The following is a 12842-nucleotide window of genomic DNA, read 5'->3' on the forward strand; positions in this document are numbered from 1 at the left end:
CGCATAGGCCCGGGGCAAGTTCGTGCCCGGCGGGCGAAAGGCGCTTTGCCGGCAGGTCGGGGCCTTATTCGCCGTTCCACAGATCGGGCAGCCCCACCACCAGCCACCAACGCTTGGCTACGGGGTCCCAACGCCATTCTTCGCGGTAGCGCAGGCTGCGTTCGGCCATGTTGTGCTTGTTGATCACGCGCAGTTCGACGTTGCGCAACACGTTGCCGTCTTCGCTTACGGAACTGTTCTTGTCGGTATAGCCCGAGATCTCGATGTGCTTGTAGCGCTCGAACGCCAGTTCGGTCATTGGATGCGCTTCGCGATAGGCGGGATCGACCAGTTGCCAGGCTTCCTCGAATTCGCCCCAGCGAATCGCCGTGGCGTACGCCAGCTGCATCGCTTCGAGCTGGCCGCCCTTCTTGCGCTTACCCAGGGCGCTGGCTGGCGCTGCGACCATAAGCGCCAACAGCAGCACCGCCAACAGGTTCAGCCATTTGCGCATATCGGACCCCTCCGTTCCCAAGCGCTGCATCCTACCCTTTCGCAATGGCTACGTAGCGGCCGCTCAGGTCGGCCATGACCTCGCCTTCAGGCCCGTTGATCCGCGCCTGCAACTGGATGCGTGCCCGGCCCCGTTGGGCCAGCGTATTCAGGAACGGCGCCCACGACTCCTCCGGCGCCAGTTCCGCCTCGGTGCGCAGGTCCGCATACAGCGGCTTCCGATAGCGCACGGCGCTGTCGGCGACGAACACGTCGGCCTGCAGTCCCGCCTGGTGCAGCTGCAGCGTCACCAGTCCCCAGCCCGCATAGGTCATCAGCGAGGTCATGCTGCCGCCGAACGCGCTGCCCTTGTCGTTCATGTTGACCGCCAGCGGCGCGTCCATATGCAAACGCACGCCGTCGTATTCGCCAACGCGTACCTGCATCGCAGCGAGCGGCACCAGTTCGCGGGTATAGACGCGCAGCGCCTCCAGGGCCGATTCGCGCGTGGTCGCCTGCTTCAAACCTGCCTGCTTCAAACCTGCATTCTTCAAAACCGCATCCATCTGAGATGATCCACCCATGGCTTTCGCCGAACCGCCCGGATGGTACGTCATCTCGCTGCGCCCGCAGGGCGGGCACGCTTCGTTGCGCCATGCCGCCAGCGCGCAGGGTGCGCGATTGATCGCGTTGTCTCCGTGGCGCGTGGTGCTGCGCGGCGACGATCAGGCGCGCCAGGCATTGGCGCGTGCTTTGCCGGCGCGGCGCCTGCTGTTCACCAGTCCCAATGCCGTACGCGCAGCCGCGGCGCTGTTGCCGCTGGTGCGCAGGCCGGGCCAGACCTGGATCGCGGTCGGCAGCGGAACCGCGGCGGCGCTGCGGAAAGCGGGAGTCGATGGGATCGACTTTCCCTCGCGCATGGACAGCGAGGGCTTGCTGGCGTTGCCCGCGTTGAAGGATCTGCAGGGAATCCGGATCGGATTGGTGACCGCGCCCGAAGGCCGCGAAGTCCTCTCGTCCGCATTGCGCGAACGCGGCGCCGAAGTCCTGCGCGCGGATGTCTATGCGCGCGAACCGATTGCGCTGTCGACGCAGGCGCTACGCAAGCTGCGCACGCTCGACGCGCCCGCCGCGCTGGCGCTGAGCAGCGGCGGCGCATTGAAACAGTTGCTGGACAAGGCGCCGGCCGATTTGCTCCAACAACTTCGCAATCAGCCGGTAGTGGCGGCCAGCGCGCGATTGCAGCAGCTCGCCCGCGATGCCGGTTTTGCCGAAGTGGAGCTGGCGGAGGGGCCCTTGCCGAGGCAACTGATTGCCGCCATGGCGCGCCGCTTCCGTTAGCATTCGGATTGCAATGACTGCTTGTGAACAGACTGCTCGTAAACAGGGACGCTGGCGTGACCGAAGAAACAATTCCTTCCACCCCCAGGCGCGGCCGCACCGGAGTGATCGTGATGCTGCTGGCGCTGCTATTGCTGGGCCTGTTGGGCTGGCGCGGTTGGGCGATGTGGCAGGCGCGCGAAACCCACGCCCGGGCCAGCGCGGCCGAGGCTGAACAGCGTCTCGGTGCGCTGGAGCAACGCATCGACGCCCTGCGCCGCGATCAGCGCGCGCAGACCCAGCGCATTCTCGATGCCGCGGCCACCAATCGCGTGCTGCGCGACGAGGTGCTGGGCCTGAGCCAACGCGGCGCGTTGCTGGAAGACAGCGTCTCCAAACTCGCCGATCCCACTCGCCACGGCGCCCAAGCCTTGCGCCTGGACGAAGTGGAATTGCTGTTGAGCCAAGCCCAGCAGCGCCTGGCCATCGCCGACGACCTGGACGGTGCCCGCCGCGCCTACACCCTGGCCGACGGTGCCTTGCAGGGGATCGACGACCCGCGCCTGCTCAACCTGCGCCAGGCGCTGGCGCAGGAGCGCGCCGCTCTGGATACGCTGGGCAACGGCCCGCATGCGGCCATCGCACGGCAACTGGACGTATTCGCTGCCGCCTTGGACAAACTTCCGGACCGCGCGCCCGCCGCGGAAGGTCATCAAGCCGTCTGGCAACGCCTGCTATCCCCTCTGGTGAAGATACGGCCAACCGAAAGCAAGACCGTGATCGCACCGACCGAGCGCGCCGCCGGCGAAGCCGCCCTGCAGATCGAACTGGGCCTGGCGCGTGCGGCACTGGAACGCGACGATGCCGCCGGTTTTCGCGCCGGAATCGTCCGCATGGAGGCCTGGCTGACGCGCCTATGGCCGGAGTCGCCGGCCTTGCAGCAGCGCCGCAATGAATTGAAGGCGCTGCGCACCGCCGCCTTGCAACCCTCGCTGCCGGTGTTAGGGAGTACCTTGCAGCAACTGCGGCAGTTGCGGAACTCGGGTTACTCATCTCCGCTTCCGCAGGCCGCCGCAACGCAGCCGCCCCCCACTGCGGAGATCGAACGATGAAAATATTCCGCACCGCGATCCTGCTGCTGTTGATCCTGCTCGGAGTGCTCGGCGCGCAATGGCTGGCCCGCGATGGCGCCCGCGATCTCGGCGAAGTCTTCGTGCGCGCCGGCGGCTACGATTTCAGCGCGACCCTGCCCGGCGCGCTGCTGGCGCTGGCGGCCGCCGCGTTGCTGCTGTGGATCGGCTGGAAACTGCTGACCTTGCCGTTCCGCGCCTGGGGCCGCTACCGCCGCAAGCAGGCACGCGCACGGCTGACCGAAGGCCTGGAGGCGTTGCATGGCGGCTACTGGCAACGCGCGGAGAAATTGCTGCAGCTCGCCGCCGAAGACGACGAGGTCGGCACCATCGCCCGCACCGCCGCCGTGCGCGCGGCCGATGCGCGCGGCGATGAAGCCGCGGTGCAATCGCATCTGAGCGCGCTGGCCCAGCGTAGCGCCAGTGCGCATGCGTTGGCCGTGGCCGACCGGGCGATGGCGCGGCAGCAACCGGCCGAAGCGCTGGCCGCGCTCGACGCGCCTGCCGCCCAGCCGTTGCCGCCGCGCGGTCTGGCCTTGCGCGTGCAGGCGCTGGCCGACAGCGGCCGCGCCGGCGATGCCTACGGCATGTTGGGACCGCTGAAACAGCAGCAAGCGCTGTCGTCGGCCCGCTACACGACGCTCGAATCGGAACTCGCCGCGCAGGCCATGCGCGAGGCCAGCGACGCCAATGTCCTGGCCGAACGTTGGGAAACCCTGCCCAAGCCGCTGCGCGCCGATGCCGCCATCGTCGCCGCCTATGCCGAACGCGCGGCCGCGCTGCGCTGGGAGGATGCGGCCGCGCGCAGTCTGGAGCAGGCCATCGACGCCCGCTGGGACGAATCGCTGGTCGCACTGTACGGCCGTCTGCCGATCGGCAAACTCGATTCGCGCCGCGCCAGCGCGCAACGCTGGCTGCAGGCGCATCCCGCCAGTCCGCCGCTACTGGTCACGCTGGCGCAGCTGGCGCGCCTGCAGGGGCAGTGGCCGCAGGCGCAGGAGTTCCTGCATCGCGCCTTGGCCCAGGGCGCCAGCGCCGACGCCTGGGAAGAACTGGGCCATGGCTTCGCCGCCGCGGGCGAGGAAATGCTGGCGCGCCGCAGCTACGCCAATGCGCTGGCCGCCAAACGCGGCGTGGCGGCGACCGAACTGCCCGGTCGCGACCTCAAGCAGAAGATTTTCGATGAGGCCGTGGTGGAAGAACGCGATGAGCATGGCGTGCCGCGATTGCGCGAGTAGCACATGCGCGCATCAGCGCATGGCTGTAGCGCGTCCTCGATAAGGTCGTCATCCCGGCGAATGCCGGGATCCCTCTTCCCGATCTCGTTAAGTTGGGTCCCGGCATTCGCCGGGATGACGACCCTTTTATTCTCTTGTTTGCCGCTGCCGCCGACTGACTTACTTCCTGCGCCACCGCCGGTAAGCCCACACGCCGAATGCGATCAGCAGCCACAGCGGCCACAACGCAATCAGTTGGATGAACGCCTCCAGCACGCCATACCAGCCGATCCGCAACGAACTGCCCAGGCGCGGGAAGAAGCCGGGACTGTTGGCTTCGAACACCGCTTCCACATCGGTCAATTCGGTCTGTCGGATCTTTGACAACTGATACAACGACAGGTCGATGGTGGCGAAGGCGACCCGGTCCTCGAATTCCTTCTGCGCCACCAACGCTTCGTCCCGAGCGGATTTCGCGTCGCCGCGTGCGGCTATCGATTCCACCTTCTGGCCCAGCTTGCCGCCCTGCTGGGTGGCCTGGCCGAGTTCCTGCTGCGTTTCCTGATTGCGCTGGTAGGCCAACTGCTGCCGCAGCATCGCGAACTGCGCGTCGGCGGCGTCGAAGTTACGACGATCCAGGAATTCCATCTGGTTGACGATGCTGCGCAGGAATGCCTGCGCCTTGTCGCTGGGCACGCGCACCGACAGGTTGCCGCGCACCGTGTACTCGGCGAGCTCGATCAGCTTGCCGTCGCCCTTGGGACGGCGCTGCACTTCCTGCACATCGGCGGCGATCTCGTTCCTGACCACGAATCCGCCCTGCGCCGCGACCGCGTCCTCAATGGCCAGCGCGGACTGATACACGTCCTTGACCCGGAAGTTGGCTTGCGCGGTGCGGATGAACTTGCGTTGCGCGTCGGTGTAGGTGGCGGCGCTGGAACTGAGTTGCGCCTGGGTCGGCGGCGCTGCGGAAGGCGCGTCGGCGGAAGCGTCCTCTCGCAAGGACCCTCCCACCGATGCCTTCGCGGCATCGGTGGCGGCGGCTTCCATTTCCATTGCGGGAGCGGCGGCGGGTGCCGGCGCCGCCGAGTCCATCGATGCTTCAGCCGCCTGTTCCTGTTTGGAACAGGCAATCAACAGGGTAATCAGTGCCGTGCACAGCGTGATGCGAAGCAGATGGCGGGATTGCATGTCTCGTCCTCAAGGAAAATCGCCGGCCTGGCGAAAGCCGCGCACGGTGCGCGGCGTGATCCCTGACAACGAAGCAAGACAAGATTCGGGGTTAAGCGAACCCCGGCAATACCGCTTGCGAATGCTCAGCGTTCGACGATGGCGACCACGCCCATGCCGCCGGCGGTGCAGATCGACACCAGCGCGCGGCCGCCGCCGCGCTGTTTCAGTTCCTTGGCCACGGTGGCGATGATGCGGGCGCCGGTGGCGGCGAAGGGATGCCCGGTGGCGAGAGAAGACCCGTTCGGATTCATCTTGGCCGGATCAATACGGCCCATCGGCGCGTCCAGGCCCAGACGGTTCTTGCAGTATTCCTCGCTCTCCCACGCGCGCAGCGTGCACAGCACCTGCGCGGCGAAGGCTTCGTGGATTTCGTAGATGTCGAAATCCTGCAGGGTCAGGCCGTGGCGCTTGAGCATTTCCGGCACGGCGATGGTCGGCGCCATCAGCAGGCCTTCGCCGTGCACGAAATCCACCGCCGCGACCTGCGCGTCGCGCAGGTACGCCATCGGCTCATGGCCATGGGCCTTGGCCCATTCGTCGGAGGCCAGCAGCACCGCGGCGGCGCCATCGGTCAACGGAGTGGAATTGGCGGCGGTCAGCGTGCCGCGGCCGGAAGTCTTATCGAAGGCCGGCTTCAACGTCGCCAGCTTTTCCAGCGACGTATCGGCGCGCAGGATGTTGTCGCGTTGCAGGCCGCGGAACGGCGCGATCAGGTCTTCGAAGAAACCGCGTTCGTACGCCGCGGCCAGTTTGTGGTGCGAAGCGACCGCCAGTTCGTCCTGCGAATCGCGCGAGATGCTCCACTGTTTGGCCATGTCTTCGCAGTGATCGCCCATACTCTTGCCGGTGCGCGGCTCGGCCACGCCGGGGAATTCGGGTTTGAGTTCGGCGAACTTGAAGCCTTTGACCAGCGTCTTGACCTTGTCGGCGGTGGTCTTGGCGCGATTGGCGGCCAACAGGCGCGCGCGCAGCTTCTTGCCGTAGACGATCGGCACTTCGGAAGTGGTGTCCGAACCGCCGCCGATGCCCGATTCGATCTGGCCCAGCGCGATCTTGTTGCCGACGGTGATGATGGAATCCAGGCTGGTGCCGCAGGCGCGCTGCAAGGTGATGCCTGGAGTGAGCGGCGACAGGCCGGAGGAAAGCGCGGCTTCGCGGCCCAGGTTCCAGTCGCTGGAATGCTTGATCACCGCGCCCATCGCCACTTCGCCCAGTTGCTGGCCGTGCAGGCCGAAGCGCTCCACCAACGCACCCAGCGTACGCACCGACATGCCCAGGTTGCCCACGTCCGAATAAGCCGTGTTCTGCCGACAGAACGGAATACGGACGCCGCCGAGGATGGCGACGGGACGGGCTGCTGGCATGGGTAACCTCGCGGAGTGAAGGCGGGACAAGCGGCCCGTTAACGCACAGCGGGCATAATGCGAAAGTGTAATGCCGTGACGGCACCGGGCCAACCTAACGATGACTCAATCCGACTTCGGTGTTCATGTGATGGATCAGCATGTGATGGGCGAGCATGTAATGGGAGTGTTCGCGCTCGAGCTCAGCGGCGGCAGTTTTCCCGCCGCTGCGGCGTTGCCGCAAACCCAGGCCGGCGGGCTGGCGGAGCTGCTGGCGCGCGACCTGAGCAAGCTGGTGCCGGGTGCGAGCGCGCTGGACTTGAGCTTCGCCGCCGCCCATTTCGATCCGGCCGAAGTGCTGCGCCCGGGCTGGCCGCTGCATCGGAGGCTGGACGAATTGCGCCAGCGCGCGCCGGGGCGCGAACAAGGCCCACGGGTGATCGCGTTCGGTGCCGACGGCGAAGGCAAGGTGCCGCTACCGTTCGCCGCCGAGGCCGGGTTGCAAGGCGGACAGATGCGCGTGCTGCCCTTCCTGCTCAGCGGGGCGCCGGAAACCGTCCGCGCCTTGCAGGAGAATTTCGAGGAAGTGCTGCTGGACCGCGGCATGGCCGGGGCCGATACCGCGTTGCTGGCCCAGCAAGCCTTCGGCGCGCAGATCGAACACGCGCGTTACCTGACCGTGCACGACCTGACCGCGATCACGGCCATGCAGTACCAGAACCAAGGCCTGCAGCGCCTATGGCCGATCATCGAGACCGCGCTGCTGGCCCCGAACAGCGAAGAATGGTTGGATGAACCGCCGGAACCGCTGCTGCGCTACGCCGGCGGCGAAGTGCAGATAGCGCTGCTGGATCCTGTTGCATGGCGGCAGCGTCATGCCGATCACCTCTCCGGCGATGCGACGCGGCTGGAACAGGCCTACGAGTACTTCCAGGCGCGCCAGCGACAAATTGCGGCGGTGCTGGAAGCGCACGGGATTCCGGTGACTTTTGCTTATTGCTCGGGTGCGGAAGACGCGCGCGACACACTGCGCGTCTGATTTTCCTTCTCCCATCGGGAGAAGGTGCCCGAAGGGCGGATGAGGGAATGGGATATCAGCTTGTAATGTAGTTTCCGTGAGTTTGAGTTCTCCCTCCCTCATCCGTCGCTACGCGCCACCTTCTCCCGGAGGGAGAAGGGAAGCAAGAACTATTGCGTGACCTTGATCACCCCGCAGGCCACACGCGCGCCGGCATTGCCTGCGGGCTGGCTGGTGTAGTCGTCGGGTGCGGCGTGCACCACCAGAGCGCGCCCGGCGATGTCGTTGACCGCGCCGCCGCCCAGGGTGACGCCAGTGATGTGGATATCCAGCTTGACCACGCCTTCACGGTCGGCGACCACGTTGTCCATGTCCCCGGCATGGTGCGGGCCCGATTCGGCGTTGCCGTGCGCAGCAGCGAAGGGATTGAAATGCGGGCCGGCGCTGCTGGCGTCCACCGCGCTGCAGTCGCCTTTTTCGTGGATGTGGAATCCATGCGTGCTGTTGGGCGGCAATCCACCGACGGTGCCGGTGATGTGTACGCCACCGCTCATCGGTACCAACGTGGCCTTGCCGCTGACCAGACTGCCGGAGGCAGACGCCAGATTCACGACCGCCTGTTTGGCGGTGCTCTGCGTCGGCACTTCCACCTTGGGGGCCTGCTTCGGCGGCGGGGTACTGCCGCAGGCGGTGAGAAAAACGGCAGTAGCGGCGGCCATCAGGGCGATGCGCATGGGGATGCTCCGTAGAGGTTCGCAGCCAACGTAACCGCGCGACGGTTTACGCGCGATGAAAGCGGTACTGATGCGAGCAGGATCGTGGGAGCGGCGCGTGGGAGCGGCGTCCCGCCGCGAGCTTTCCGCACGGACCGAGCACCAAGATGAAAAGCTCGCGGCGGGACGCCGCTCCCACGCAAGGCCGCAAGGCTATTTGGCGATCAACGCCGTTTGCGTCCCGGCCCCAACTTGCGTGTCACCGTATTGCGGCCGACGCCCAGCTTGCTGGCCGCTTCGGCGCGGCGGCCATGGGTGAACTGCAACGCCACTTCCAGCAAGGTGCGATCGAAGCGCTCGCGGGCTTCGGCGTGCAGACCTTCGGCGCCTGCGTCCAACCGCGCATGCGCCCACACCGCGAGCGCCTGGTGCCATTCCATCGCCTGCGGCGCCGACGTCGTGACGTTGGTGGAGAGCGCGCCCTGCAGGTCGAAGGGAGTAATGGTTTCGCCCGGCGCCATCGCCGCCAGGCGCCAGCACACGTTTTCCAGCTCGCGTACGTTGCCCGGCCAGTCGTAGGCGCGCAAAGCCTCGAGTGCGGCCGTCGCGAAACGCTTGGCCGGCGCGCCGAGCTTGCGCGAAGCGATGGCGAGGAAATTTTCCGCCAGCTGAGCGACATCGTCGCGGCGTTCGCGCAACGGTGGAAGCTGCAGGCGCACCACGTCCAGCCGATGCAGCAGGTCGGCGCGGAAACGGCCTTCGGCGACCAGCGCTTCCAGGTTCTGGTGGGTAGCGGCGATCACGCGCACGTCGACCCGGATCAGTTCGCGGCCGCCGACGCGGAAGAATTCGCCTTCGGCCAGCACCCGCAGCAAGCGGGTCTGCAAGGGCAGCGGCATGTCGCCGATTTCATCCAGGAACAACGTGCCGCCGTCGGCTTGTTCGAAACGCCCGATGTGCCGGCGCTGGGCGCCGGTGAAGGCGCCGGCCTCGTGGCCGAACAGTTCGCTTTCCAGCAACTCGGCGGGAATCGCCGCGGTGTTGAGCGCGATGAACGGCTTGCGCGCGCGCGGCGACTCGCTGTGCAGCGCGTGGGCGACCAGTTCCTTGCCGGTGCCGGTTTCGCCGGTGACCAGCACCGACAGCGGCGCCTGCGCCAGACGGCCGATGGCGCGGAACAACGCGCGCATGGCCGGCGTATCTCCGATCAACTCGGTGCCACCGACGTCGGAGCCGGACGCTTCGGCAACCGGTTCCGGCGCGGGACTCGCGGCGACATCGGGCAAGGTGCGCGCGGCTAGCGCGACGGCGTCGTCCAGATCGAAAGGTTTGGAAAGGAATTCGTGCGCGCCGCCGCGGAACGCACCGGCAGTGCTGGCGATATCGGTATAGGCCGACATCACGATCACCGGCAGTTGCGGATGCGCGAGTTTCAACTTCTCCAGCAGCGCCAAGCCATCGTCGCCGGGCATACGCACGTCGGTGAACAGCAAATCAGGCGCGCCGCGCGCGCTGAGCGCCTGCAAAGCGGACGCCGCACTGTCGAAACCATCGACCGCATAACCGGCATCGCGCAACGCGGTGGCCAGCACGAACCGCACCGAACGATCGTCGTCCACCACCCAGATGCGCTGCGCGTTGGGCGCGGCGGGAGCGAAGGAAGCCGGGTCAATGGACATGGCGCTGCTCCTCGGGGCGCTGCCCCTCTGAGCGATGCTCGTCCGGCTGCGGCAGCAGCAGGGTGAACACGGTATGTCCCGGGCGCGAACGGTAGGTCAGCGAGCCGCCGTGTTCGCGCGCCACCTGCTGAGCCAGCGCCAGACCCAGCCCGCTGCCTTCTGCGCGGCCGCTGACCAAGGGCAGGAACAGGTGTTCGGCCAATTCTTCGGGCACGCCCTTGCCGTCGTCGATGATCTCCACCCGCAGCGCCATCGCGTGCAGGTGGTCGTGGATGCGGACGCCATGCTCGACGCGGGTGCGCAGGGTCACGCTGGCGGCGCCAGCCTGGATCGCGTTGCGCACCAGGTTCCAGACCGCCTGGGTCATGCGGTCGGCGTCGCCGGGGAATTCGGGAATGCTGGGGTCGTAATCGCGTTGCAAGCGCACCGACCAGCCGCCTTCGGTCTCGGCCAGGCGCAGCACGCGTTCCAGCACCACGTGGATGTTGAGCGCCGTATGCGGGCGTTGCGGGGAGGGAGAAAGCAGTTGGTCGAGCAAGCCGTTGAGGCGTTCGATCTCCGATTCGATCAGGCCGATCAGCTCGCGCTCGTCATCGTTGTCGTCGCGATGCAGCGCACGTCGCGCCAGCAGCTGCGCGGCACCCTTGAGGCCGGCCAGCGGATTGCGAAGTTCGTGGGCCAGACCTTTCAATGCCGCACCCAGGGCGCTGGGCAGTACCTGGGCCGGATCCAACGCCGGGAATTCGTCCAGCGGATGCGCCTCCAGCAACCAGCCGCCGTCATCCAGCCGCGACAGCCAGCCTTCGGCGAAGCGTTGCGATTCGCCCGGCAGGCCCAGGGCCATGCGGTGCAGCCGCAACACATCGCGATCGGTGTTTTCTAGGAAACGCGCCATGGCATCGCCATCCATTTCCAATGCCGCAAGAGGTTGGCCGAGCAAGCGTCGTGGGCTGACGCCCATCCAGCGCGCAAAGGCCGGGTTGACGCCGAGCAGGTTGCCCCCGGCGTCCGCCCAGGCCACCGCCGTGCTGAGCACGTCGGCGGAGGGTCCGTCTGTAGCCAAACTTTTGAGGGTCAAGGGCGGCATTGCACCAGTTTAGTGCAAGGCCGCCCCCGATGTGCCATCAGGCCTCGTACGCCGCTTCGCCATGCGAGGAGATGTCCAGACCTTCGCGTTCGGCTTCTTCGCTGACGCGCAGGCCGACGGTGTACTTCACGATCAGGAAGGCGACCAGGGCCACCACACCCGACAGCACGATCGTGGTCAGCACGCCCTGGGCCTGGATCCAGACCTGGCCGGCGATGTCGTATTCCGGCAGCGCGGTTTCGGTCACGTAATCCCAGATGCCCGCGCCGCCCAGCGAGGGAGCCGCGAACACGCCGGTCAGCAACGCGCCGGTGATGCCGCCCACGCCGTGCACGCCGAACACGTCCAGGCTGTCGTCCGCGCCAAGCAGCTTCTTCAGCCCGGTCACGCCCCACAGGCACAGCACGCCGGCGATGGCGCCGATGGCCAGTGCGCCGTTGAGGCCGACGAAGCCGGCCGCCGGGGTGATCGCGACCAGACCGGCCACCGCACCCGAAGCCGCACCCAACAGCGACGGCTTGCCCTTGAAGATCCACTCCATCAGCGTCCACGCCACCACCGCCGCGGCCGTGGCCAGGAAGGTGTTGACGAAGGCGATCGCGGCCACGCCGCCGGCTTCCAATGCGGAACCGGCGTTGAAGCCGAACCAGCCGAACCACAGGATCGAAGCGCCGACCATGGTCAGGGTCAGGTTGTGCGGCTTGATCGCTTCACGCCCGTAACCGGTGCGCTTGCCGATCACATACGCACCGACCAGGCCCGCGACCGCGGCGTTGATATGCACGACCGTGCCGCCGGCGAAATCCAGCGCGCCCTTGGCGAACAGGAAACCGGATTTGGACAGCGCGGTGGTGGCGGCAGCGGCGTCGGTGAACGCATCCGGGCCGGGGAAGAACCAGACCATGTGCGCCATCGGCAGGTAGGCGAAGGTGAACCACAGCACGGTGAACAGCATGACGCCAGCGAATTTCACGCGCTCGGCGAAGGCGCCGACGATCAGCGCGCAGGTGATGCAGGCGAACGCGCCCTGGAACACGAAGAACGCCAGTTCCGGGATGTACACGCCCTTGGTGAAGGTGGCGCCGATCGACGCGGCATCCAGTCCCTTGGCGAACAAGCGATCCCAACCGCCGATGAAAGGCGAGCCTTCGGTGAAGGCGATGCTGTAGCCGTACAGCGCCCACAACACGGCCACCAGCGAGAACACCGCCAGGTTCTGCACCAGGATCGACAGCACGTTCTTCGAACGCACCAGACCACCGTAGAACAGCGCCAAGCCGGGCAGCGTCATGAAGATCACCAGCGCCGCCGACATCAGCACCCAGACCGTATCCGGCTTGCTGATGGAGGGTGCCGGCGCGGCTTCTTCCGCAGGAGCGGCTTCGGCAGCGGCGGGCTCGGCAGCGGCAGTCGCGGCGGCTTCGGCAGGCGCCGGAGCGGGGGCGGCGTCAGCGGCGGGAGCGGCGGCCGGGTCGGCCGGCGCGGCAGCGGTTTCTGCAGCCGGCGCCGCGGTGTCCTGCGCCATCGCGCCGAATCCGGTACCGAGCGCCACGCAGCACAATGCCGCCAGGCTCATGACTTGCAGTCGGGTTTTCCACCCGGAGAAAAAACGCGTCTTCATGTGGGAACTC

General features: G+C 67.0%; 12 protein-coding genes. 4 read left to right on the top strand and 8 right to left on the bottom strand.

Annotation, left to right across the window (positions count from 1 at the left end):
• Positions 1-64: 64 nt before the first annotated feature.
• Both J2W94_RS09775 and J2W94_RS09780 read right to left on the bottom strand, forming a co-directional pair.
• A complete protein-coding gene (locus J2W94_RS09775; RefSeq protein WP_310092669.1) occupies positions 65-493 on the bottom strand; it encodes a hypothetical protein in 429 nt (142 codons plus the stop codon).
• A gap of 31 nt (positions 494-524) precedes the next feature.
• Positions 525-1037, bottom strand: a complete 513-nt coding sequence (locus J2W94_RS09780; protein WP_310092672.1) for a YiiD C-terminal domain-containing protein — start codon at positions 1035-1037, stop codon at positions 525-527.
• A gap of 16 nt (positions 1038-1053) precedes the next feature.
• On the opposite strand from J2W94_RS09780, the gene J2W94_RS09785 reads away from it, so the two are divergent.
• The 3 genes from J2W94_RS09785 (at position 1054) to J2W94_RS09795 (ending at position 4159) form a co-directional block, all read left to right on the top strand.
• Complete coding sequence (locus tag J2W94_RS09785; RefSeq protein WP_310092675.1) at positions 1054-1812, top strand: uroporphyrinogen-III synthase; 759 nt, start codon at positions 1054-1056, stop codon at positions 1810-1812.
• A 113-nt stretch (positions 1813-1925) separates the two neighbouring features.
• Positions 1926-2903 (top strand): uroporphyrinogen-III C-methyltransferase, encoded by a 978-nt coding sequence (locus tag J2W94_RS09790; RefSeq protein ID WP_310093679.1) that lies wholly within the window; start codon positions 1926-1928, stop codon positions 2901-2903.
• Positions 2900-4159: a heme biosynthesis protein HemY gene (locus J2W94_RS09795; RefSeq protein WP_310092677.1), complete on the top strand. Its 1260-nt coding sequence runs from the start codon at positions 2900-2902 to the stop codon at positions 4157-4159. The genes J2W94_RS09790 and J2W94_RS09795 overlap by 4 nt, the downstream gene beginning before the upstream one ends.
• Before the next feature lie 159 nt (positions 4160-4318).
• Here J2W94_RS09795 and J2W94_RS09800 read toward each other — a convergent pair whose 3' ends face one another.
• On the bottom strand, positions 4319-5329 hold the full coding sequence (locus tag J2W94_RS09800; protein WP_310092680.1) for a DUF4349 domain-containing protein: 1011 nt from the start codon (positions 5327-5329) through the stop codon (positions 4319-4321).
• Positions 5330-5454: 125 nt separating this feature from the next.
• The gene (locus J2W94_RS09805) at positions 5455-6735 is read right to left on the bottom strand and encodes an acetyl-CoA C-acetyltransferase (protein WP_310092683.1); all 1281 of its coding nucleotides are present in this window, start codon (positions 6733-6735) and stop codon (positions 5455-5457) included.
• Positions 6736-6835: 100 nt separating this feature from the next.
• On the opposite strand from J2W94_RS09805, the gene J2W94_RS09810 reads away from it, so the two are divergent.
• Positions 6836-7753 (top strand): hypothetical protein, encoded by a 918-nt coding sequence (locus tag J2W94_RS09810; RefSeq protein ID WP_430540582.1) that lies wholly within the window; start codon positions 6836-6838, stop codon positions 7751-7753.
• Positions 7754-7902: 149 nt separating this feature from the next.
• On the opposite strand, the gene J2W94_RS09815 is transcribed toward J2W94_RS09810, so the two are convergent.
• From J2W94_RS09815 to J2W94_RS09830, 4 genes are all read right to left on the bottom strand, one after another.
• Positions 7903-8472 (bottom strand): superoxide dismutase family protein, encoded by a 570-nt coding sequence (locus tag J2W94_RS09815; protein WP_430540597.1) that lies wholly within the window; start codon positions 8470-8472, stop codon positions 7903-7905.
• A gap of 197 nt (positions 8473-8669) precedes the next feature.
• Positions 8670-10124, bottom strand: coding sequence for a nitrogen regulation protein NR(I) (gene ntrC, locus J2W94_RS09820; RefSeq protein ID WP_310092689.1), 1455 nt, complete (start codon positions 10122-10124; stop codon positions 8670-8672).
• Positions 10114-11145: a two-component system sensor histidine kinase NtrB gene (locus tag J2W94_RS09825; protein WP_430540598.1), complete on the bottom strand. Its 1032-nt coding sequence runs from the start codon at positions 11143-11145 to the stop codon at positions 10114-10116. The genes ntrC and J2W94_RS09825 overlap by 11 nt, the downstream gene beginning before the upstream one ends.
• A 103-nt stretch (positions 11146-11248) precedes the next feature.
• Complete coding sequence (locus J2W94_RS09830; protein ID WP_310092691.1) at positions 11249-12832, bottom strand: ammonium transporter; 1584 nt, start codon at positions 12830-12832, stop codon at positions 11249-11251.
• Positions 12833-12842 lie beyond the last annotated feature (10 nt).

It is taken from the genome of Pseudoxanthomonas sacheonensis, assembly GCF_031455975.1.
In the GTDB taxonomy this organism is placed as follows: Bacteria; Pseudomonadota; Gammaproteobacteria; order Xanthomonadales; family Xanthomonadaceae; genus Pseudoxanthomonas_A; species Pseudoxanthomonas_A sacheonensis_A.

Bases quoted from the DNA above. Each gene is read 5' to 3' on its own strand.
- J2W94_RS09775 (WP_310092669.1), bottom strand. From the start codon at position 493: ATGCGCAAATGGCTGAACCTGTTGGCGGTGCTGCTGTTGGCGCTTATG.
- J2W94_RS09780 (WP_310092672.1), bottom strand. From the start codon at position 1,037: ATGGATGCGGTTTTGAAGAATGCAGGTTTGAAGCAGGCAGGTTTGAAG.
- J2W94_RS09800 (WP_310092680.1), bottom strand. From the start codon at position 5,329: ATGCAATCCCGCCATCTGCTTCGCATCACGCTGTGCACGGCACTGATT.
- J2W94_RS09790 (WP_310093679.1), top strand. From the start codon at position 1,926: ATGCTGCTGGCGCTGCTATTGCTGGGCCTGTTGGGCTGGCGCGGTTGG.
- J2W94_RS09830 (WP_310092691.1), bottom strand. From the start codon at position 12,832: ATGAAGACGCGTTTTTTCTCCGGGTGGAAAACCCGACTGCAAGTCATG.
- J2W94_RS09805 (WP_310092683.1), bottom strand. From the start codon at position 6,735: ATGCCAGCAGCCCGTCCCGTCGCCATCCTCGGCGGCGTCCGTATTCCG.
- ntrC (WP_310092689.1), bottom strand. From the start codon at position 10,124: ATGTCCATTGACCCGGCTTCCTTCGCTCCCGCCGCGCCCAACGCGCAG.
- J2W94_RS09795 (WP_310092677.1), top strand. From the start codon at position 2,900: ATGAAAATATTCCGCACCGCGATCCTGCTGCTGTTGATCCTGCTCGGA.
- J2W94_RS09810 (WP_430540582.1), top strand. From the start codon at position 6,836: ATGACTCAATCCGACTTCGGTGTTCATGTGATGGATCAGCATGTGATG.
- J2W94_RS09785 (WP_310092675.1), top strand. From the start codon at position 1,054: ATGGCTTTCGCCGAACCGCCCGGATGGTACGTCATCTCGCTGCGCCCG.